Annotated in this window: 18 protein-coding genes; 12 read left to right on the plus strand and 6 right to left on the minus strand. The window is 47.8% G+C overall.

Annotation, left to right across the window (positions count from 1 at the left end; genetic code table 11):
- Positions 1-19 precede the first annotated feature (19 nt).
- From GS601_RS01905 to GS601_RS01915, 3 genes are all read left to right on the plus strand, one after another.
- The gene (locus tag GS601_RS01905; protein ID WP_162421571.1) at positions 20-376 is read left to right on the plus strand and encodes a hypothetical protein; all 357 of its coding nucleotides are present in this window, start codon (positions 20-22) and stop codon (positions 374-376) included.
- A 212-nt stretch (positions 377-588) separates the two neighbouring features.
- Complete coding sequence (locus GS601_RS01910; protein WP_162421572.1) at positions 589-1,263, plus strand: hypothetical protein; 675 nt, start codon at positions 589-591, stop codon at positions 1,261-1,263.
- Between the two features lie 288 nt (positions 1,264-1,551).
- A complete protein-coding gene (locus tag GS601_RS01915) occupies positions 1,552-2,310 on the plus strand; it encodes a lipase family protein (protein ID WP_162421573.1) in 759 nt (252 codons plus the stop codon).
- 190 nt (positions 2,311-2,500) lie between these two features.
- On the opposite strand, the gene GS601_RS01920 is transcribed toward GS601_RS01915, so the two are convergent.
- Positions 2,501-3,487 carry a GntR family transcriptional regulator gene (locus GS601_RS01920; protein WP_162421574.1) on the minus strand — a complete coding sequence of 329 codons (987 nt, stop codon included), beginning with the start codon at positions 3,485-3,487 and terminating at the stop codon, positions 2,501-2,503.
- Positions 3,488-3,990: 503 nt separating this feature from the next.
- Between GS601_RS01920 and GS601_RS01925 the strand changes: the two genes are divergently transcribed.
- Positions 3,991-4,725 (plus strand): dienelactone hydrolase family protein, encoded by a 735-nt coding sequence (locus GS601_RS01925; RefSeq protein WP_162421575.1) that lies wholly within the window; start codon positions 3,991-3,993, stop codon positions 4,723-4,725.
- 19 nt (positions 4,726-4,744) lie between these two features.
- On the opposite strand, the gene GS601_RS01930 is transcribed toward GS601_RS01925, so the two are convergent.
- Positions 4,745-6,412: a SpoIID/LytB domain-containing protein gene (locus tag GS601_RS01930; protein ID WP_238392899.1), complete on the minus strand. Its 1,668-nt coding sequence runs from the start codon at positions 6,410-6,412 to the stop codon at positions 4,745-4,747.
- Positions 6,413-6,764: 352 nt separating this feature from the next.
- Here GS601_RS01930 and GS601_RS01935 point away from each other — a divergent pair, with 352 nt between their 5' ends.
- The 4 genes from GS601_RS01935 to GS601_RS01950 all read left to right on the plus strand — a co-directional run bounded on the left by GS601_RS01935 (position 6,765) and on the right by GS601_RS01950 (position 9,376).
- Positions 6,765-7,028 (plus strand): ParB N-terminal domain-containing protein, encoded by a 264-nt coding sequence (locus GS601_RS01935; RefSeq protein WP_162421576.1) that lies wholly within the window; start codon positions 6,765-6,767, stop codon positions 7,026-7,028.
- A gap of 115 nt (positions 7,029-7,143) precedes the next feature.
- A complete protein-coding gene (locus GS601_RS01940) occupies positions 7,144-7,629 on the plus strand; it encodes a Dps family protein (RefSeq protein ID WP_162421577.1) in 486 nt (161 codons plus the stop codon).
- Positions 7,630-7,683: 54 nt separating this feature from the next.
- Positions 7,684-8,337 carry a helix-turn-helix domain-containing protein gene (locus GS601_RS01945; protein WP_162421578.1) on the plus strand — a complete coding sequence of 218 codons (654 nt, stop codon included), beginning with the start codon at positions 7,684-7,686 and terminating at the stop codon, positions 8,335-8,337.
- A gap of 493 nt (positions 8,338-8,830) precedes the next feature.
- A complete protein-coding gene (locus GS601_RS01950; RefSeq protein ID WP_162421579.1) occupies positions 8,831-9,376 on the plus strand; it encodes a Dps family protein in 546 nt (181 codons plus the stop codon).
- A gap of 122 nt (positions 9,377-9,498) precedes the next feature.
- Here the strand turns inward: GS601_RS01950 and GS601_RS01955 are convergent, their stop codons facing one another.
- The 4 genes from GS601_RS01955 to GS601_RS01970 all read right to left on the minus strand — a co-directional run bounded on the left by GS601_RS01955 (position 9,499) and on the right by GS601_RS01970 (position 16,165).
- The gene (locus GS601_RS01955) at positions 9,499-11,115 is read right to left on the minus strand and encodes an alpha/beta hydrolase (protein WP_338016935.1); all 1,617 of its coding nucleotides are present in this window, start codon (positions 11,113-11,115) and stop codon (positions 9,499-9,501) included.
- A 245-nt stretch (positions 11,116-11,360) separates the two neighbouring features.
- Complete coding sequence (locus GS601_RS01960; protein WP_162421580.1) at positions 11,361-12,608, minus strand: glycosyltransferase; 1,248 nt, start codon at positions 12,606-12,608, stop codon at positions 11,361-11,363.
- Between the two features lie 286 nt (positions 12,609-12,894).
- Complete coding sequence (locus GS601_RS01965) at positions 12,895-15,093, minus strand: GumC family protein (protein WP_162421581.1); 2,199 nt, start codon at positions 15,091-15,093, stop codon at positions 12,895-12,897.
- Positions 15,094-15,289: 196 nt separating this feature from the next.
- Positions 15,290-16,165 (minus strand): WecB/TagA/CpsF family glycosyltransferase, encoded by an 876-nt coding sequence (locus GS601_RS01970; protein WP_162421582.1) that lies wholly within the window; start codon positions 16,163-16,165, stop codon positions 15,290-15,292.
- 920 nt (positions 16,166-17,085) lie between these two features.
- Between GS601_RS01970 and GS601_RS01975 the strand changes: the two genes are divergently transcribed.
- From GS601_RS01975 to GS601_RS01990, 4 genes are all read left to right on the plus strand, one after another.
- Positions 17,086-18,141: a glycosyltransferase family 2 protein gene (locus GS601_RS01975; RefSeq protein ID WP_162421583.1), complete on the plus strand. Its 1,056-nt coding sequence runs from the start codon at positions 17,086-17,088 to the stop codon at positions 18,139-18,141.
- Positions 18,142-19,130: 989 nt separating this feature from the next.
- Entirely contained in the window at positions 19,131-20,237 is a 1,107-nt protein-coding gene (locus GS601_RS01980) for a Gfo/Idh/MocA family protein (RefSeq protein WP_238392901.1), read from the plus strand.
- A complete protein-coding gene (locus tag GS601_RS01985) occupies positions 20,234-21,271 on the plus strand; it encodes an NAD-dependent epimerase/dehydratase family protein (protein WP_162421585.1) in 1,038 nt (345 codons plus the stop codon). The genes GS601_RS01980 and GS601_RS01985 overlap by 4 nt, the downstream gene beginning before the upstream one ends.
- A gap of 35 nt (positions 21,272-21,306) precedes the next feature.
- Positions 21,307-22,578 (plus strand): glycosyltransferase family 4 protein, encoded by a 1,272-nt coding sequence (locus GS601_RS01990; protein WP_162421586.1) that lies wholly within the window; start codon positions 21,307-21,309, stop codon positions 22,576-22,578.
- The last annotated feature ends 174 nt before the right edge of the window (positions 22,579-22,752 follow it).

Below are 22,752 nucleotides of genomic sequence, written 5' to 3' on the forward strand. Positions count from 1 at the left end.
TAAACGCAGGAGAGTTGCCATGCTGCTATCTATTTCTGATACTCATTTCAAAATTGATCTAGACCCATGGGAGCGAATCTGGGCGTTCTACTTTAATGCCGATTTGCACATTCCACTCGCGCATATTGTTCGCGCTACAACCGAGGAACCGTCAAGCGATTGGCGAGAAATTCGGCTTCCCGGAACCGCCATTCCCGGACTGATCAAAGCAGGAACTTATTACACATCCCAGGGAAAAGATTTTTGGTACGTCACCCGTGGTGACAGGTATCTAACGCTGGAATTAACCAATGAGTTTTACCAAAGAATTGTGTTAACTGTTGAGCAAAACCAAGCTTGGGCAGATCAGATTAATCAACGTCTCGCGGCTAACTAATTAAACATTCTCAGCCTGTAGATGATTTGGGGAAAAGGGCAAAAGCCTCTCATACTTTAGACCCTTACATCAGGAAAAGCAGCGTACAACCGAGTTAGCAATGCCGAACTCATTTTGTGCATAGAGTATGGTGCGCGCAATCTGGGTTTTTAGGTAGGCTCCAGAGGGAATAGTATCGTATGCTTAGAATAATGTTAAGTAGTATTAACAAGATGGTTCAAGACCTGCTTTTTAATAAAAACAATTTTTTCAGTGATGACCTGCCCCTGCTGCGCCGCAAGCAATCGGCATTTGAAATCGAAGATCTACCAGGGCTGTGGCGCATCCATTGGCAACTAGGCGACACAATTTTAATTTCGACGTTCTACACGCGCATCGATCAGGCTTGTTTCCTGTGGGGCATCATTTCTGCGATTATTTTTTTTACGGCTCAGTTTGCCCCCATCAATTGGAGCCTTCAAGCTCTGCTCTGGTCGGTGCTGACGGTGGCGGGCACGGTTGGGATGGTGGAGCGATCGCACTATTGGCAAATGATTGAACCGATCAGCCAAGTGGTTGGTGCTTGGGTGTTGCTGATGGTCAGCGGCTTAGTGATCACCGATTTGAGTATTTTTTTCGGCTGGGGATACCTGCTGACCCATCTTTGCGCCCTGTGGTTGGTCTTAAATTCCCTCGGCTACTTCTACAGCAGTTGGAAGCTGCGATCGCGGGCATTCCTGCTCATGGGTCTCTTGCACCTCGCAGGGATTGCAGTTCTTCCTTACGTTGGCGCGTGGCAATTTGTGGTGACGGGCACACTGATCGGATTTAGCGCCCTCTTACTTGCCGAACTGCAATGGGATTCTCACGATATCTGTGCCCACTTGGCGGCACAGCAGCCAAATTAGCATGTTCTTAATCTTTCTTGTGCTGCTTTACTAATCGGAGATAGTAAAATCAAGGTACACAACAATAGAATTTTTATCGCCAACCCAGATGCAAGCCTTATCGTTTGCTAATCGTTCGGTAAAATTCTACGTTCAATCTGAGCGAATGAGGCTAAAGTTAAGAGCCACGACATTTTCTCGCCGCTCAAAGAGTAGCTGTACAACCCATACAGACTCGAACTGACTAGCCTGCATATCTCTCTGCGCTACAAACTCTGATAGATTGCCTCAGTCAGGAGATTTTCGACAATGGATTACTCTAAAGCCCTTCAGTGCGCTATTCTTTCCCGTGAAATTTATCAAGATTTTGCTAGCATTCGATTTAGTGACTTTCCTAGCATTACGCCAGAGTTAATTAGTCAGGCAGATACTGATACTCAATGTGCTGTTTTTGCCGATGGAGGAAACGCTATTTACATCGTCTTTCAAGGTAGCACCAGCGATCTCGATTGGGAAACCAATCTTGAATTTAAGCAGGAATTAGTTGATTTTAAGCAAGAAGTCATTCAAGAACAGATTGTTCAAGACAAAGAGCAAGTTTATCCCTATGGCGCTGAAAGTAAGTCAGGTGCAAAAATGCATAAGGGATTCGTCACTGCTTATTTCTCAGTGCGCGATCAAATCTTCAACTACTTGAGAAGCCGCAATGTTTCTCGTGTGACGGTTACAGGACATAGCTTGGGTGGCGCATTGGCGACCTTATGCACGGTAGATTTGCAGTTCAATTTTTCTGGTCAGTTTGCGATCGACAATTATACGTTTGGCGCGCCAAGGGTCGGAAACGATGGGTTTGTGGAGTCTTTCAACCGTCGCATTCCTGATAGTTTTCGGTTTGTGTATGGGATGGATATTGTGGCTGCAATCCCTAGAGTTTGGCAGGGCTATCGCCATGTGGATCAGGAATACAGGCTAGGGAACCGGTTCAGCCTGCAATTCCTATCTCGTCGCTTTAAAGATCACTCCATTGAAAATTATATTAATGAGTTGAAAAAGCAGGCAGGGAGATGAAACCGGAGGGAAACGAGGGGTGAAGAAACAGAAGTCTTAGACGTGCGCCCACCTCTTCACCCAAACGCGCAAGACCGACTCTTTTTTAACGTAAGTTCGACAGAGTTCCTTTGCTACGATCGCAGATCCGGGAAGCCCCGAACAACGAAGCAGATAATCTATATCGAACTCACGTTTTTTTAGCTTGTCGCTATTCCAATCCTAGTTCTCGTTTGAGCAGGCTGACCGACTTGCTGACCACAAAGTTTTCGCAGCAAATCACACGGGGCGGACGAATAATGTCTTCCCGTGCTGCCGACACCGTTGCTTTCACGGTTGCACAGCTAATCTCATCGAAACTAAAGATCGTTTGGGCACTGCGAACGATCGCATTGAGCTTGTACCTATCGTTGACTTGAGCGGTCATCACCAGCAAATCATCACCGCGCAAACTGTGAATAATGACTTCGGCAACGCCAACCGTTCCAGAACTCAGACTCACAATGCCTAGGCAGGTTCCCTTCGACATTTCTTTGACGATCTGGATTTCTTTTTCAAAATCATAAATGTCAATGGGAATGACACGCGCGGCTCGCGGGGTTGCGATCGCTTCTGCTTGTGCAATGAAATAGCGGCTTGTTACCACGGTGCTAGAGCGAGTCTGATCCAGAATTTGGCTGAGTTCTTCCATCGGCACAAGCTGCATGGGAATGTTCAGCGCTCGTTCTAGCTCGCGCAGCAGCACTTCCCCGTTGCCAATGTCGTGCATGGGAGCCGTTACTAAAACTTGAGCACTACAGCGCAAGCGCCAATCAATTTCTGCGAGAAACAGTTCCCGTGCCTGACCTAGGGAGCAGCCTTGCTTTAACAGATCATCAAGGCTGTTTTGAATAATTTTGTGTGCCAGAGGATATTGGTCTAGCAAGGGCGACTTGATATGCACCACGGCATCGTGCCCTTGATCTCGAACGTAAATGCCTGAGCCAGCATGGGCATCTACCACGCCTGCCTCTTCTAGCTGGCGATAAACCTTGCTAATGGTGTTGCGGTGCAAACCGGTTTGCATGGCAAGCTGACGGGTACTCGGCAACCGATGCCCAGGCGGAAATTGCCGCGATGCGATCGCAAACAAAATCTGATTGTAAAGTTGATTGGATGCCGGGATATCACTATCTGGCTGAATATGAAACTGCACCATGCCAGCGCCTCAAGACTTGCTCGCCTAATCTATAAGCGAATTTTAACGTTAGAATTCGCTTAATATTCCTACCATCTTAGGTGACGGGTTGAGTATGAAGTTAAGTGTTTTTTCTGCTCTATAGCAAATTTTTACGGCTCTAGTCGGTATTTTTTCTGACTCTAGTTAAACTTACTGAGACCTCCTAAAAATCGCGCAGAATCCTGTGCTCAAAGGGCTGCGGTTACAAATTTGGCTCAGCTTTGTCTTGTAACACGCTGTTATGTCCGCCTTTGGACGTACGGAGAAATTCTCTGGAGGTCATCAAGATTTGAGAGACAAAAATTTTCGTTTGCAGATATAGGCGGTGTTGGTGCGGATGGGCCGGGTGAGAAATTTGGGGTTTCGGAATTTAGTCTCGCTGATATTATGAGAACGATCTTGCGTCAGCAAATCTTTATGGATCACTCAGTAGACTCACAACGGTTGAAATTTAATGGTTGAAATTTAATGGTTGAAATTTAATGGTTGAAATTCGTACCACTTCTACTAAAATTTTCAACGGTTCTCTCTGGCTTGATGCCTATCTGGCTGAACCGATCGCAACCGGGTCTTACCCTGCGATCGTAGTGATTCAAGAGGTGTATGGCGTCAATGCTCATATCCGAGACGTGACCGAGCGCATTGCCAAAGAGGGATATGTTGCGATCGCACCCGCCATTTATCAACGAACTGCCCCCAAATTTGAGGTCGGCTATAGCGAGGAAGAGTTAGAACTTGGACGTTTCCACAAAGACCAGACCAAAGCCGATGAATTGTTGAGCGATATTCAAAGCACCATTGCCCATCTCAGAATGTTGCCTTCGGTTGAGCAAGCTGAGATCGGCGTCATCGGGTTTTGTTTTGGCGGACATGTGGCTTATCTCGCCGCCACCTTACCAGAGATCACGGCAACCGCCTGTTTTTACGGGGCTGGCATTCCGGTGATGACCCCTGGAGGCGGCGTACCAACCATTATTCGGACACCCGACATTAAAGGAACAGTTTACGGATTTTTTGGGACTCAAGATCCCCTGATTCCAGAAGAGCAGATCGATCAAATTGAAGACGCTCTGCACACTCACGGCATTCGCCATCAAATCTTTCGCTATCCTGCGGGGCATGGTTTCTTCTGCGATCGCCGCGATGGCTACAGTGCGATCGCAGCGACGGATGCTTGGGAACATGTGAAAGAATTGTTTGGGCGGCTCAAGCCGTAGCACCGTACCCTCCTCACCATCACTGATTTTGCGACGTTTGCGCCTCACTAGTCGAGCGATCTTTCCACAGCGTGATGGACTGATTGATCGGCTGTAACTGCGTGCCCGGAAAATAGAAGTTCAGAATCTGCGGGCTTGACCAGCCTGCCGCCCCTAGGCGATAGGTTCCCATTTGGCTTAGCCCCACGCCATGACCAAAGCCACCCCCAACAAAGGCAAAACCCTTCAAGGCACGATTTTGATCCACCATTGGCTCTACATAAAAGAGAGTGCTGGCAGGCTTAGAGAACACGTTTAAGATATCGTCTTTCTCTAGCACGATCGCGCCTGCATCGGTCGCGATCGCGGCTTTCAAAATGCGCCCTCCTACAGATCGCTGCGTCACCTGAATATTCCGAATCGTCTTGAAGCTAGCCAACGGATGCTTCACACTCTTGAGATACTCCCGTAGCTCTTGATTGAGTTGCTCTAGGCTGTTGGCATATCTCCAGCGAAACAACTCGGCTTTGTCTTCGTTAAAGCCTGTCTTCTGAGCCATGAAGGCACGGAAGTTTTTTTCGTCTGCCAAGCTGCGATCGCCCAGATTCCAAACCGGATTGGTGGAATCGATGACGGCAGTCAGATACGGGCGATCCCAGCCGCTCCAAATGTCGTTAAACGCTGCTGTGACGCCGCCGCTAGTTGAAGAATAGAGAGCATCTACCAATTCGTTTTGGTACGTCAGCACTAAGCCACGAGTCGCTGCGATCGCGCGATCGGTCGCTTCTACGGCTGTTCCCAAGCCATAGTAAACCTGGCATTGCGTCGTGGCACAAAGCTGATAATCGTCCGCTACAAAGCGGCGCAAGTTTCTCAAAACATAGGTGCGAGCAAGAATCGCTTGCGCTTCGAGAACGGGTTGAGCCGCCCATCCACCAATTTCATTTGGAACAACGCCTCGCAAGTAAGTTTCTAATGCAACAACGTTAACCAAAGAATAGTTTCCATAGGCATTGGGCTGAATGCGGAACGCCCCCCCATAGAGGCGGTTGGGCACATCATCTCGCTCGCGATCGACAAACATGATACCCTTACCCGTCGAGATGTCGAGCCGATCGGTGGCATAGCGGCGACCATTGAGCACCCAGCTAACGCGGGGGGTGGAAGTCAGCACCCGGCTGTCGAGCCGCACATTTTTAATGCCCTTGGCTTCCAGGCTTTGGATCAACAAACGGCGCAGCAGTGGCGTGTTATACGTGCTGCGTTTTGCCCACACCTCCCAGCGATTGGGCTGCGCCAGTTCAACATCAATACCCTGCGCTTTCCACTGTTGAGCCTGCGCTTCTGCCGTTTCAAAGCTACGATGCGTGCTAAACACAACCCGTTCATAAAGTTCGGGTTGCGGAATCGGCTGATTGGCAATTTCCAACTTTAAATCAGGGGCGCTCACGGTTTCGGGTTTGCCGTTGGCAGCAAATCGCACCGTCACGCGATCGCCAGATGCTGCCTTAAGCAGCAAGGTGTCCTTCTGCTTTTCACCAAACCGTTGCACAATGCCGATTTGTAGCGGCACGTCTTGCTGGGCAGTGGCTTTAAGGGGCTGAGTTGCAATTTCGATCAGTCCGGCGACCAGCGCAACACACAACCCCGCAGGAACCGCGAGAACAACACCAGAAAAAAGATGAACGCGGGTAGTTGTCCAAACCAAGGGAGTCAAGCCTCGCTATTTTCAGAAAGGGCAAAAAAAGGGTAAGAATCGATCCGTAAGAGTCAATATAAGGAAAATCTGTGCCTGATTGTCATTGAGCGACAGCGCAGCGACTGCACCGTTCTGATGACTTTTTCCTACGCCTTGGCACGTCTCCGGAGAGTTCAGAAAGATGCCAATTTGCTAAATTTGATGCTAGCTACACTGGCAACCTCCGTGGAGGTGATCTTACTCTAGAAACAACCGAGTAGAGCATTCAAAATTGCGTCCAAAAAACTTGCAGGTCGTAGTCATAATGAGTATGATTTAGAGGTAAGACGAAATTTGATCCAAAGACATTCGATTCAAAAACATGGTCAAAGTACAAGAGATTCCCATCAAACAGATTCGTCGTCCTCTGTATAGACAGAATGATCAGGCAAAAGTTGCCGCCTTGATGGACTCGATCGCTGAGGTTGGATTGCAAGAGCCGATCGATGTGCTAGAAGTAGACGGTGAGTACTACGGCTTTTCTGGATGCCACCGCTACGAAGCGTGCAGTCGGTTAGGGCAGGAGACGATCTTGTGCCGTGTGCGGCGCGCTCCCAAATCTGTGCTTCAACGGCATTTAGCGTAAGGGTTTGCCTATGTGCCGATCGCCAAGTTTAAGCCTGCCCTGCTTTCAGATACTTTAGTTTTAATCAGTGTACTATTTCTCGAATAGTTACTACATACCCTACAAGGAGAGAATAATGGTTGCTCAAGTCACTAAAATTGATATTGGGATTGAAGAATCAAAGCGCAAAGAAATTGCTGGAGGGTTGTCCCGTCTTTTAGCAGATACCTACACGTTATACCTGAAAACGCACAATTTTCACTGGAATGTAACTGGACCAATGTTTCAAACGCTGCATCTGATGTTTGAAACTCAGTACACTGAGTTAGCGATCGCGGTAGATTTGATCGCAGAGCGGATTCGCTCCCTCGGCTTTCCGGCTCCCGCAACCTACAGCGAGTACGCGAAACTAAGTTCTATCGAAGAGACTCCGGGCGTTCCTAAAGCGGAAGACATGATTCGTCTGTTGGTGGCTGGGCAAGAAGCTGTTGCTCGCACTGCCCGGTCGGTGTTTCCGATCGCAGACTCTGCCAGCGATGAACCAACGGCAGACCTGCTGACCCAACGGCTACAGATTCACGAGAAGACAGCGTGGATGTTGAGAAGTTTGTTGGAAGAGTAGGAATCCTGCGCGGAAAAGGGTAAAAGGAAAACGTACTCTTTTCCGCTTGTTTTAATGAACCCACCGACGACCCATGACTATACCCCTCAACTCCGGCGGCTTATGCAGGAGAGGGGTATTTCATCGTTTAGGCAGTTGAGCCAGCAGGCGCAGGTGTCGCAAACGCAGGTAAGGTATCTGCGATCGGGGCAAATTGGGCAGATGCGGCTGGAAAGTCTGGTTAAGTTGGGCGAAACGTTGGGAGTTGCGATCGCAGATCTCCTACCCATGTTCAGCCGCCAACCATTGATAGAACCCAATTCATCGTCAATTACATCCGAGATCGCTCAGCTACAACACGAGTATCAACGCCTACAAAATCGGCTTGAGCATCAAAAAGAAGAGCTTTGGAAAGAATTTCAGCAATCGGCGCTGCAAACGCTAGAACCTTGGCTTTTGCAATGGTCAGCCGCCGCCTACGCCGCGCAGCAAAATCCTCAAGCACCTGCGGTGAAACTACTGCCGTTGGTTCGTCCGATTGAACAGTTGCTTCAGCAGTGGGAAATCGAGGCAACGGCGATCGTCGGAACTGAAATTCCATACGATCCTCACTACCATCAGTTGATGGGAGGCACAGCCAATGCTGGGGATTTGGTGCGGGTTCGGTACGCAGGATACAAGCAGGGAGATCGCCTGTTATATCGCACCAAGGTGAGTCCTACGAACTAACCAACTCACTTTAAAGAGTCAGCAAGAAAGAGTTTAGGTCATGCTGATTTTAGATGCGATCGCAATTAGACTATCCATACGCCAAACCATTACATTTCATGATTTGAACCATATTCTTCAAGACTACAATTTTGTTTCTATCGTTTTTGAATAGCGTTGATTAATATATTTCGATATCATTATTTTACTAATTCAAAATAAATCTGCCTCTGCACTCTTTTTGCTCAATTTATCAATCATCATTATACATTTTTACTGTTTAAGACAGCTTGTACTACTAGCAGTGGTAGCATTTCTAGGCATCCTAGGTTTAACAGAACACATTTTATAAGGTGACTCCAGCTATAGGCTCGCCTAAATTTCAGGTCTTTTTTCTTTATATCTATCCTTAGAGTCAAAATACAAAGCTGCATCCTTCTCCCCTTTGATTGATGCTGCCTCTGTGCAAATTTGGTGAACTAGATAAGGAAAACTGCGCTGGAGAATGATTGTAATGCGTAAACTAAATATTGGTCTGACAGACGAACAACGTCAGGGCGTATGCGAATTGCTCAACCGCGACCTAGCAGACGTAAACCTGTTACTGATTAAAACGAAAAAGTATCACTGGGATGTAACTGGACCTGAATTCCGCTCCCTGCACCAAATTTGGGAAGAGCAGTACACGATCCTCAATGAAACGATTGATGCGATCGCTGAGCGCGTTCGAGCCTTGGGCAACTTCCCGATCGGGACTGCGGAAGACTTTTTGAAATATGCTTCTATCAGTGAGCACACCGGAGCCGTACCCGTCGCTCAAAAAATGGTGTCGAATCTCGTCCAAGACCATGAGCAAGTTATCCGCTCTTTGCGCGAACACGTTGATCAGTGTTCTGAAAATTTTCACGACGAGGGAACGGCAGACTTCCTCACTGGGCTAATGGAGCAACACGAAGAAATGGCGTGGATGTTGCGCTCCTTCATCGAAGGGCAAGCCGTTCAACCTGATGGAGAGCAGCCACCGAGCGATGTCCGTTTCCCAGCAGGCGTGGCTAACTAAGCTAAATAGTTGTTAATTTGATTAACCTTTGATTAGCCGCAACCTAGCTTAGAAATTGATTCATAGCTTAACAACGAACGGTGAGGAGAAAACATTCCCCCTCGCCGTTTTTGTGCTGTGTCTTAGAATAACGTCACCAAACTCAACCAACGGGTCAAATTACTAGGCAACTCAGTATTTAAGCGCAACGGTAAAGCCGGTGTTGAGAGCGATTGGGCGTAGCTAGAGGTCAAAAACGGTTGATATAGGCTTGCATTAGGCGTTCCTTGGGCAACAAATGCCAAGCTGACTCCCTGCAACAGTTGGCGTAGCGGCTCAACGGCTTGCCCCTGGCGCTCTTTCGTCAGCGTTCCCTTGGCTCTTGCAATGCTGAAATGGACTGGATCACTCACGCTGAGATGAGTTGCCCCGATCGATGTGATCAAATATTTGGGGGTTGGAAGCTGCAAGAAAGGCTGAAGTTGCTGGCTAAACGCAGGAGCAAGGGCATCCTCCGTGCTGGTTAAAATCAGCGTCGGGGTTGCAACTTGCTGAAGCCCCGACTTTCCAAAGATCTGCCCGATCGCAGGATTGAGCGCGATCGCTTGCTTTACCCGTTGATCTCTCAAGCTAAGTCGCCGATCGGGAAGCTGGGTCGCAGCACATTGCAACCAATCAGCAGGAACCCGCTGAAATACCCCACTGGTCCGACAAAATTCTCGTAATTCATCCAATCGCAACTCTGCTCCGGCTAATGCCAACGCGCCATACCCCCCCAACGAATGCCCCACAACCGTAACGTGCTGCGTATTGAGCTTGCCTCGGAGACCCGCCGACTGATTGAGTTTAGCAAGTTCATCTAGCAAGAAACTTACATCTTTTGGGCGCTCGACAAACTCCTCGGCTGATATTAGTCGTTCTGGGTCAAAAGATACGATAGAGCCATTTTGAGCAATCAAAGGATGCTCGATCGCGGCAACCGTAAACCCGTGAGATGCCAAGTGCCGAGCCAGGTAAGCCAAAAACTTTCGGTTTGCCTCAAATCCGGGTGTAATTACCACTAGGGGAGCTTGCGTGGTAGAACTCCAGTACAAATCAATGGGCAAACGGCGGTTTCGCGCACTATCTTCAAACACAAATTGTTGCTGCTGAACAAATTCTGATCCAGGAGCCGCCGGATCAAATGGTGCGCGAAACGCTGAACTACTAGCGAGCAGATTCTTTTCAAGCAGTGAACTAATGGCTTGACTTTTCCAGTACGAAAAATTTAGCTGAGACGCTATACCAACAGCTTGGGTGACATCGACCGTAATTGTCTCCTGGGGAATAGCTTTAAGTACCCCGATCGCATCCAACCCATTTAACTGACGAGCCGCCAGCCAAAACCCAGCTTGCAAGGTTTCTAGGCTCAAATCCGGTGCCGCTGCTCGAATCGAATCCAAAACCCGTTTGCCAGCCGTCGATCGCAGCAGTTCCTCTACGACTTGAGTGCTAATTTTTGGATCGAGTTCCAAGCGGTTGGTGAGGGCTTTGCGAAACTCTGAGGTCAAAAATGGTGCGTAAAGCTGTAATGCGGAAGGAACTTTTCCTGTTCTAGCGTAGGTTTCCAAATCAGCCACCTGAATCGACTGCTGAAACGGACCTAACTTTAAGGTGAGCCGTTCTGCTGCATATCCTGGAGCCGGAAGGGTAAGCGCGATCGCACTGCACGTTCCAACCGGAATAGCGATCGCAATCAGGTTGCGAAAAAAAGTCGTCACGGAAAGGAGCTTACTTATTTTTGACGTTAATACTTGCCGCTTCACAATAACCGTCCTATCACAACAGCTTCGAGGCTTAAAAACATTTAACAGTAGGAAAAAATCCTAACCTGAAATTGCTAAGCTCAGTATACGAGCTTTACTTCTGTTCCCAAGTAGGTTGCCCAAAGCGTTGCGACTCGTTTGCCAGAGATTTAGTTCCCTGATCTGGTCACAGATTACAAGTCATTATGTCTTAAAAAACATCACTCATCTACCAGTTCTACAACCCCCTGACCATTTGAAACCACCGCCGGGTCACGCTCCGTACGAACCCAGTCTCTCTGAGGTTGCACCAAGAATTTAAGGTAGATTGGAATTTTCCAAAGAAGATAAAATGGAACTGTCAGGAGATCGCCCAATGGCAAATCTGCCCGCCCAAACTTTGCCCATGCCATCAAAATAGCTGTGCTGAGACAGCCGCCTGCCATCGCCATTAGCCCTGCCGCCGTCCACAATCCAGACATAGCTCCCCATGCCAAAGCAACCATCGCTAGCCCAAGCCAGCCCATCACAAATAGGGATAAAGGAGGAATGCATAACTCCAAAGCAAGGGAAAATGCTTCAGGTCGCTGCTTTTCAATTCCTGCTTTTACAAGCAATGGGACATACATTCTAATCGCTTGAAGATGCCCATGTTCCCATCGGGTGCGTTGACCACGGGCGGCTCGCTCATGCTGCGGAAGATTGCCAATTACGAGAGCTTCGGGGCAGTAGATAGGAGCATGTCCTGCGATCGTTAAATCTAAGCTCAGCTTCATATCTTCAACGAGATGCCCATTTGCCAAACTGACAGAGCGAATCACCTCCCATGGAAACGCCATTCCTGTTCCGGTGAGCAAACAAGGCAGCTTTAGCCGAGACAGTCCTAAGGGACGCACCAGATTCTTCACAGTGAAAGCAAAAGCTGACACAGCATCCTTAGGGCTTGAAACGGTAGGCTTTGCCATTAGGTACGTAGCTTGCGCCGGACGACCCGTCGCGATCGCAACCCGGGTTAAGCAATCGATGGTATCTGGTTGCACACGGCAATCTGCATCAATTAACATCACAACATCTGGTGGATCAGACATTAAATGGTGCAAACCATAGTCCAAGGCGTACCCCTTTCCTATCAGTGTTAAGTTATGGCGCTCAATTACACTAGCCCCAACCTGACGGGCAACCTCTGCGGTCGCATCAGTGCAATTATCAGCAATAACAATTAAGCGATCCTGCGCTCTAAGCTGAGGCAACACATCCGCTAATGTCACACTCAAGCAAACTTCCTCATTGTGAGCAGGCACTAAAACCGCAATTCGATGCGGGTAAGAGGTCTCAACAATTTGCCTCGACGCAGGCAGCAAAGCAGCCAGACATTCAAGCAGCAGAAAACTGCTTAAAACTGAAAAGCTTAGTGTGCTAACTAGTATAAAAAAGTGGACACAAAAACCTATCAACTGGCTCATCAGCATTAGTTGCTACCTCAAGCTCCAGCCCCAGTTCCCGGCTAGATCTGGAGCAGACAACATACATCTACAAAATCGGTCACGTTGCAAACCTTAAGCCTGAATCAACCGTTAAGCTTAAGCGGCAAGTTTCACTTGAGATTCGTCTATTAGTCTCTGCCTAATCCAATACTCCACAGCATTTTAAGTACTCCACAGTACTTTATGGGGAAAGATACGGAAAAGCGATCGCTGACCGAGTGCAGCAAGATCGCCCCCCTAAGCCCACCGTTGCTAGAGTCGTCTAGCCTCACTAACGAGGTGAAAGAGACTTTGGCATCCGGAGGGACTCTCCCTTTTCAGACATCTGTTCACGAGGGCTGGTGTAATAGAAGTAGCTGTCAGGCTCATGCTTCATGTTGACTCCATTTGCCACAAGCCCAAGAATGTTTGGCTCAGACCGTGCAAGAATTGATTTTGCAGCCGTCGCGCTTGCAGAATCCGCAACGCCCGGGCGAACAACAACCAAAACACCATCTGACATTTTGCCTAGCACCGCAGCATCAGCAGTACCTGCTAATGGTGGTGTATCAAACAAAACATAATCATAATCTTTGGCTACGGCTTCCAGAAGGGCTGTCATTGCCTCCGAGTCAATCAACGCAAGAGGATTAGGCGGCATTACTCCTGCTGTCAGAACAGAGAGGTTACTGGTAATGGGCTTCACGGCATGCCTTAACTCGCTCTGATCAACAACGACATTACTTAATCCAATCGTGTTTACCAACCCCCAAAGATGATGTTGCGAAGGATTTCGCATATCGGCATCAACAAGGAGTACCCGTCGCCCAGATTGTGCCATGATGGCTGCGAGATTCGCGGCTACCTCTGACTTACCTTCACGGGGAACTGCGCTACTGACAACGATCGTTTTGACTTTTTTGTCTAAGCTGATAAACTTCAGGTTCGCCTGCAGCATCTGATAGGCTTCGTGAATCATCGAGCGTGGGGAAGTCATCGCGATAACTCTAGAGGAGACGCCATCAACGCTGGCAGACACCGCCGTGGGCGTATCGCTTGTCTCAAACTTGGGGATCAAGCCCAACATGGTATAACCATATAAGGCTTCAGCTTCCTTAACCGTCTTAAGCGATCGATCGATCATATCGACAAAGAAGGCAGCTGCTATTCCTAACAGCAGACCAACCAGTCCACCTCCTGCCAAGAATAAGAGGCGTAAGGAGCTAGCTGGCTTAGTCGGGGCATCCGCAGGCTGAATGATGCGAGCATTGCCTACCCTTTGCGTTTTGGCAACCTCAATTTCTTGTAAGCGATCAGATAGACTTTCATAAGCTCTTTGGGCAAGAGTCAAGCGTCGCTCCAAGTCACCCTCTCCCTTATCAAGGGTGGGCAAAGCAATAGCTCTTTGGCGATACCCAGACTCTAAGGCTGTAAGTGTCCCAATTTTGCGCTCCAACCCTAGCCGTTGCACCTGAAGTTGAACAAAGTCTCCTGCCAACTGACGCTTGACATCACCCATCTGTAAATTGCCCACGCTAATAGGTGCATCTGTTCCCATCGCTTGTGCAACTCGCTCTTGCAATAACCCCGTCAACTGCCCTTCTTGATCTTCCAAAGACGCGATCGCGGGATGCTTCCCTTGAAAGCGAGTTCTCTCCACAGCTAACCTGGTTTGAACACGCTGGTATTCAGCTAAAACCTCCTGAACTCCTGCGTTTTGGCTGAGGGATGCAATATCTACCGCTTGGGCTGCATTAACCCCAAACTGACGTTGAATCGCCGCTTCTTGGGTGCCAATGTCCGCCAATTGGGTTCGAGCTTGATTTAATTGGTCTTGTAACCCGCTAATCGTTGTTACAGCAGCAGATGACTCTCTATCAAGATCAACAATCTGATTCTGAGTTCTAAACTGGCGTAAACCTTCCGAAGCTTGCTCTAACTCTGCTTCTGCTCTTGGTAACTGTCTGTCAATATATTCACCAGCCGCTACTGCTTCCTGCTGGTTTTCTTCAACATTATTGTTAATGTAAGCTTTTATTACCTGGTTAACCACAGCAGCGGCTCTTTCCGGATCTTTGTCTGTGTAGGCGATCCTCAAAACATCTGTGCCAGTCACCGGCTCAACCTTAAGCTTTAGATCCTCTGGGTTGAGAAGGCGTCCTCGGTTATCCTTCAGTTGCAGCGAATCGATCACCTGCTGCAAAATTGGATACGACTGAACTACAACCGCCTGAGTGTCCAAGGGATTGCCCTCGCGCTTGAGAGACGCTAGGTCGCCAATCTTCTCACCTACGCCTGTTAGGGAAGTGGTTCGGCTTGACTGAACTAGGACTTGTCCACTCGCTTGATAGTTGGGTCTCTGCATTGACGTCGCCAACGCCACGAGTCCAACCGTTGCTGCAAGAACGCTAGAAGTAACTAGCCAACGGCGCTTTAACACCAGCCAGTAGTTTTGAAGATCTAGCTCTTCGGAATAGCGCTTGGTCTCCATAATTGTATCGCTTACCTATACGTTAGGGGTTTCAGGAACGGGGGGTGCATTGCATCGGAACACACAAAAGTTGAAAAAAACGAGAAACTGAAAATTGGTTAAATAAACTTAATCTGGGTTGATAAAAACCTGGCAACTGCTCCCATAGCAGCGTTTTACCTAAACCTAAATTCAGAGAGCAATAGATTAGCTCCAACTATGCCACGATTTTGAAGGATCTACATAGAGCATCGTACGGACGTTTAAGAAATCTTTTTGTTTGATGCCCCAATCGCTTCATAAAAGATTGCGGCTCTTGAGGTCGAAAGGAAGGCGGTTCGGAAGCCCAAGGATCGCGATACAGATTCAACTTTTGCTGTAAAATCAGCCAAAAGAACGGTAAATCATGAACGAGATACCGTTTCCAAAGCCGTCGAGGTTCACAGACAACCCGGTAAAGCCACTCTAAACCGACTTCACTCATCCAGCGAGGGGCACGCCTAACATTGCCTGCTTCAAAATCGATCGTTGCTCCGATCGCCAAAAAGGTTGCGACATTGGGCATCTGCTCTTGATACTGCATCAACCAGAGCTCTTGCTTTGGCGCACCCACCCCGATCGCCAAAACAGTTGCTCCAGAAGCATTAATCAAGTCAACAATTTTCTTGCACTCCTCTTCACTATTTTCAAAGCCAAAAGAGGGCGAATGGGCAGCTACAACAATATTTCGACCTGATTTGGCGTTGATTTTTTGCCTTGCTCGCTCTGCAATGCCAGGGGCAGAGCCGAGCAAGAAAATCCTTACGCTCGGGTCGCTCCTATAGCGCATATAGAAAGCCGGAAACAGATCTGAACCAGAGATTTTTTCTTGAATAGGTGTTCTCAGGAACCTCGCTGCGTACATCAAAACTTTACTGTCGCACACCATGTAGTCAGCACTTTGATAGGCTTTATAAAACTCCAGATCGTGCTGAAGCTTTACTAAATGATCTACGTTTGGAGTGAAAACAGTTCCACCGAGCCGTAGCTTCTCTAGCAACTCGATCATCGCGATATTGTGAACACCGATATTCAAGAGATGAACTTGTCGCATTGCCACTACCCAAAATGCTCTACGGCGGCTCACTTCAGATACCAAATCGGAAATGCTAGTACTTTTGGGAAAACGCTCACAGTTAGAAACTGCTCAGGTGACGCATCTCTGAAAGACTCAGAGAAAACGCCTAACTTCCTTCTGTATCAGAACCGCTCCGTACGTAATTTAAGTGGGTCAACGGAGTAAGTCAACTTAAATCCCTAGCTACTTCACTAAATCTTCACTTAAGCTATGAGGAAATTGCTGAAATTCTAATATTGAGTCTGTAAAAAGGTCAGATCTTTAAGAGCTAAATCTTACAGGTTCTATGATCGCTTGGCGCTTTAACATGAGAAAGGCTTGTCCGCTTTGCTATCTAGAGATCACTGGCGAAACCTGAGGTAGAAGCTGTAAAACTTACAGATAGGCTAAGTATTATCGCTGCCTGTGATTCAGAGTGATTCAGAATCATTGTTGAAAACAATTCAATAAAAAATCGAAAAACTAGCTTTGCCAGGGTGATATACACCTAATGAGCGAATTGAGTTGAAGCTAAGTTTTGAGCAATTTGGCAAAAGCCATCTATTAGGACAAAAGTAGCAAGATCAGCATTTGTCAACTTTATCCCTAGCTAGAGTATAACTGCTTTGACAGAGCCTTTACGGTTCAAATCCGCAACATCAAAGCAAAACTTTATACAACCCTTCTTATTGTGAATTAATCTGCAACTTTTTTGCTAAGGCATAGCTTGGTAGCTATTGAAATGCTTCAGTGGATGTAGCTTATGATGCAAAATCCACAAGAAGCTACTTGGCATTATCTTTCTATTGAATGCCCTGAAGTGCTTACCAATAGGGCTTTCCTAACTTGATAAAGCTGCATTATTTGAGAGCAGGGTGAATCTTAGACTCTTTTAGACACAACACTTCATACTAGTTATGAGCAACATTGGAATTGTCGTGATCGGGCGCAATGAGGGCGCGCGTTTAGTCCGTTGTTTGAAATCGATTATTAATCAAGTTTCAGATGATACACCCATTGTTTATGTAGACTCTGGTTCCACGGATGGTAGCGTCGCGTTTGCTAAGTCAATAAATGTCCATGTCATTAACTTGGATATGTCAATTCCCTTCACAATGGCGCGAGGACGAAATACAGGGCTTAGCTTTCTCACACAGCATTTCAGCACCCTTAACTACGTTCAATTTATAGATGGGGATTGCGAATTGATAGAGGGCTGGCTAGATAGGGCGAGTCAGGTTCTCAGCAGATGTGGAAATCTTGCTGTGGTCTGTGGTCGCTTGCATGAGCGCTTTCCGGAGGCGTCTGTCTACAATCGATTAGCTGATATGGAGTGGAACACGCCTGTCGGGGAAGCCGATTTTTGTGGCGGCATAGCCATGATGCGTATTAGCGCTCTTAAAGAAATTGATGGATATAATACTGCTCTGATTTGCGGTGAAGAACCGGAGATGTGTATTCGTTTGCGCCGACGGGGTTGGAAAATCCGGCGAATTGCGGCGGATATGGCAATCCATGATATGGCAATGACGCGGTTTGGACAGTGGTGGAAACGCTCGATCCGGGGTGGGTGGGCAGTTGCAGAGGGAGCCGCTATGTATGGTAGGTCACCAGAGCGATATATGGTGCGAGAAAATATGAGTGGTTGGTTATGGGGAATTGCTGTTCCGATCGCAGCTATTAGTTTAGCTTGGCTAACTTGTGGCTTAAGCGTTACTCTTTTGGTTGGTTACCCCTACCTAATCTTGCGCGTGTATCAGTATCGGCAGAGTCAAGGAGATCATCGAGATCATGCTTGGCTTTATGCATCTTTCTGTGTTTTATCAAAAATACCGCAAGCGATCGGGCAACTCAGATACTGGTTTGTTCGTTGGCAAGGTCAACCGGCAACTATTATTGAGTATAAATCTCCTGTCCTTGAGAACGTTGATGATCGGAAGTTTTTGGATCAAAGCAGTGTCGCCTTGAGCTAAGATTGCCTACCTAATTCATGGGTTAGAACCAGCAAAGCATTTCAAAATCTGGCGCGTTGCTGAATCTGAGTATGAATCGCAGATCTGCCCTCTCCCTAGCCCTGTCCTTTTGGGAGAGGGAACAAGAATTTTAGCTCCCTTGTCCCCAACTCTTCTCCTTGGGGACAAGAGCAAATCATACTTGCATTCAGCAACGCCCAAAATCTAATTTCCATGAAGTGGCATTCTTCTAGCATAAGTTGAGCGGCAAATATTCCTATTTTCTTTGCGTTCAAAGAGCGTTGAACTTTGGTTTCCTAAAGTTCAGACTTGTGAGGAATACTAGCATTGTTGCGATCGAGGTAAGCATCTGGTGGTTCGCTGTCTACAAGCTTTTATGGCTGTTGTCAGGTGAATTTAGGGCATTGAAATAGAGGGGGCTTCGCCCACAGCCCGGGGTTTTACCCCTGCACACCGTCCTAACCTTTATGGCAGTTACTGTATAAACTGATCTCGCGAGCAGTTCTCCATTGCTGATTTAGCGCATTTACAGTGTGGAGTTTAAACAGCTTACCCAGCGCGGCGTTCCTGCTATCAACTTGAACCTGTCTATTTTACGGGGTGCATGAAAATCGTAATGCTGGGTTTAGGTTCTAGGATGATCTCGCATGGGTATTGGTCTTGCTTAGTTCATGTCTGGGCTAGGTCTATTGCTGTTGTTCAGCTATCGTCTCCTAATCTTCAAAATTTATAGACTTCTCCTACTCCGTAGAGATGTTCCAACACACACTTAGCTGTAGGGTAGTATTTGTGTTTGCGAAAAACTACCTGAAACTAGTCAGGCAACTAACCCACTGGCTCAAGAAGCGGTGTGGTCAACAGCCGACGGTGATTGAGTATAAAGTAGAAGCAACTGTAAGATTCAAAAATTATCAGACTCTCAATACATCTCATAATGGTGCTATTTTCTAGCCAAGAGGCTCTCAAGAGGTTCAGAGGCGGCAGCATTGATGTTGATTGCAGTGGTCTACTGTTGGATAGATGACGAAGGAGCTTGCATGGCAATGGCATTAAGGGCTGCGGTGATTGGAACGGGGGTAATCTCCAAAGAACACTTGAGCTTTCTCAATACATCAGCGAGATCGCAGCTAGTGGCAGTTTGTGATCTTTCTAAGATATCGGCTCAGTATGCGGCACAGCGTTATCAGGCACAGGCAACATTTGCTGACTATCGACAAATGTTAACTGAAGTAAAGCCTGATGTGGTGCATATCTTGACACCGCCACACACTCACAAATGGATTGCAAAAGATTGTCTGGAGGCTGGGGCGCATGTGATTTGTGAGAAACCGCTCACCCCAACCCACGAGGAGTTTAGAGAATTGTGGGCAATCGCGCAGAAGTGCGATCGCTACCTCATCGAAGACCATAACTACCGTTACAACGAGCCAATCTTAGCAATTGAAAAGTTCGTGACAGACGGAACGCTGGGCGAGGTTCAGGAAGTGGAGGTTCGGATGGCGCTTAACGTTCGGAGCGGCGGAGCATTTGCCGATGAGAACATCCCAAATCCGGTTCATAAGCTCCCGGCGGGGGTAATTCATGATGTTATTACGCATCTAGTTTATTTGACCCTGCGATTCTTACCTGTGGAATTTGAGCGGATTAGCGCCGCTTGGAGCAATCATGGCGGCGGTACTTTGTTTAAATATGATGATCTCGACGCTGTTTTAATTGGGGGTTCAAAACATGCTCGAATTCGATTTAGCGCTCACACCTTGCCAGAGTGCTTTGATGTGATTGTGCGAGGATCGAGAGGCTATGCTCAGACGGATCTATTTCAACCCTACTTGCGGTGCGTTGTGCCTCGCAAAGCAGGAAAGCAGCTTTCTCCCCTGGTAAACCATTACATCAACGGCTCTAATTTAGTGAAAGCAAGCGTTGGAAACTTTAGCCGCAAGATCATGCAGCGAACTCCCTATGAAGGGCTACAGCGCCTTCTAGATGAAACGTATACAGCGTTGCAAAACGGCAATCCGCCTCCCATCACGTTTGAGGATATGGATCACACGAGTCGATTAGTGGAAGCATTGTTGGCAGAGGGCAACCGAGTATGAAGTTACTGATTACAGGCGCATCAGGATTTTTAGGTCAGTATGTTGTTGTAGAAGCGTTGCGGCGTGGGCATCAGGTGCGGGCAGTGGTGCGTCCGTCGGGCGATGTGACTCGCTACACTTGGCATGATCATCCATCTGTTGAGTTTGCTCGTGTGGATCTGCGATGCCAAGAGGGCTTGACAAGCGCCATTGAGGGAGTGGATGCAGTGATTCACTTAGCGGCAGCGAAAGCCGGAGATTTTTATACTCAGTTTGCTGGAACGGTGATAGCGACAGAGAACCTCTTGAGAGCCATGGTAGAAGCGAAGGTATTGCGGCTCGTAGCAATTAGCACGTTTTCGGTATATGACTATGTGAAGATGGAGAATAATACGCTCGTGACTGAGGATGCTCCGATCGAGTCTAACCCGCTAGAGCGAGATGAGTATGCTCAAACAAAACTAATCCAAGAGCAGCTTGTTCGAGAATTCGAGAACACTCATCAGGCTCTGGTCACAATTATTCGTCCGGGGATGGTGTATGGGCGAGACTATCTGTGGAATGCCTGTCTGGGTGCGGAATTAACAGATACTTTGTGGTTACGGATTGGAGCACGGGCAACCATGCCCATAACCTACGTTGAGAACTGTGCGACAGCGATCGTGCTGGCGTCGGAGAAAGAGGCAGCGATCGCGCAGACTCTCAATGTAGTTGATGATAACCTTCCCACCCAGCGAGAGTTTGCAAAAAAGCTGCTGAAGCGAATGACCGTTCCAGCCAAGCTCATTCCAGTGAACTGGGCGTTGATGAATTCCTTGACCTGGGTGTTATGGTACTACAACAAAATTATTCTAAAAGGGCAGGCAAAGTTTCCAGGGATTTTTGTTCCTGCAAAGCTTCAAGCGCGATTCAAACCATTGCAGTACACAAATGCTCATGCTAAAGAGATTTTGGGATGGACGCCGAAGTACTCTCTAGACGATGCTTTTGAGCGAAGCAGCAGTGATGCTGATCTCCTCGCAGTATCTCCTCAAGCTAGTCCTGTCTCTGCTTAATTTCAACTTTATATAACTTCACTCCTAGAATCACCATGCGGATTGCCTACCTAACGGGTGAATACCCTAGAGCAACAGATACCTTTATTCAACGAGAAGTGGCTGGGCTGAGGAAACTAGGCATTGAGGTATTTACCTTTGCGGTGAGGCGACCGGGAGATGAGCACATGGTGGGAGAGGAGCAAACCGCAGAGCGCGATCGCACCTCCTACCTTCTGCCGCCCAACCTTTTACAACTGGTTATCGCCCATCTCATGCTATTTCTGAGTTCACCTGGTAGATATTTACGATCGCTAGGTCTCGCCTGGTCTACCCGGCAACCCGGTCTTAAAGGGCTGCTTTACCAACTGTTCTACTTTCTCGAAGCAGGGATTCTTGCCAAGCAAATTCAACGTCAGCAGATTCAGCATTTGCACAATCATTTAGCAACGTCTAGCGGAACGGTTGCGATGATTGCGGCAGCACTGGGCGGGTTTACCTACAGCTTTACGCTGCACGGTCCGTACATTTTTTTTGAGCCGTACCAGTGGCGGCTACACGAGAAAATCCAGCGATCGCTGTTTGTGTGTTGTATTAGCCACTATTGCCGTAGTCAAGGCATGATTTTTGCCTCTGCTGAAAAGTGGAACCGGATGCACATCATCCATTGCGGCATTGATCCGTCTCTTTTTAAGGTTACCTCTCATACCGGTACAGGGAAAAAGCTGCTTTATGTAGGACGCCTCGCCGCAGTCAAGGGGTTGCCGATTCTGCTGGAAAGTTTGGCGCAATTGAAATCTTCTCGTCCTGATTTAAAGCTAACGGTTGTAGGCGACGGTCCTGATCGTGCTCAACTAGAGCAAACGGCTCACGAGCTAGGACTGAGCGCCCAAGTCAACTTTGTCGGATATCAATCTCAAACTAATGTTCGGCAGCAGATACAGCAAACAGACATATTTGTGATGTCAAGCTTTGCAGAAGGGGTTCCGGTGGTGTTGATGGAGGCGATGGCTGCCGGAGTGCCTGTAATCGCAACTCAAATTGCAGGCGTTGGAGAACTCGTAGAAGATAAAGTGAGCGGGTATCTTGTGCCCCCAGGGGATGTAGAATCACTGCGCGATCGCATTGTGGCATTGGCAGCGGATGCAGATTTGCGATCGCGCTTCGGTAAGGCAGGACGGGAAAAAGTAGAGCAAGACTTTAATATTCATCACGAAGTTGCGCGGCTTCATCAGATTCTCAAGCAGGCAATTGAGGGGAAGGTGGAAGCAGTTCGCCCTGAGCCAGTTTTTCAGCCTGGTTCGGACGAGCTAGAAATGCAGATTTGATTTAATCATTCAGATTATTTTTATTCAATCTGGCAGGGCTGAGTCACAGTAGGAACAACTGCTCGACAGATCTTCTATGATGCCGAAACTCCTATATGTTCAAAAAGCTAAAGTTAGAATTCTGACGATCTCGGTGTTTATTCCTGGTAGATTATCAACTTTAAGTTGAGGGGT

This window comes from Myxacorys almedinensis A (genome assembly GCF_010091945.1).
Taxonomy (GTDB): domain Bacteria; phylum Cyanobacteriota; class Cyanobacteriia; order Leptolyngbyales; family Leptolyngbyaceae; genus Myxacorys; species Myxacorys almedinensis.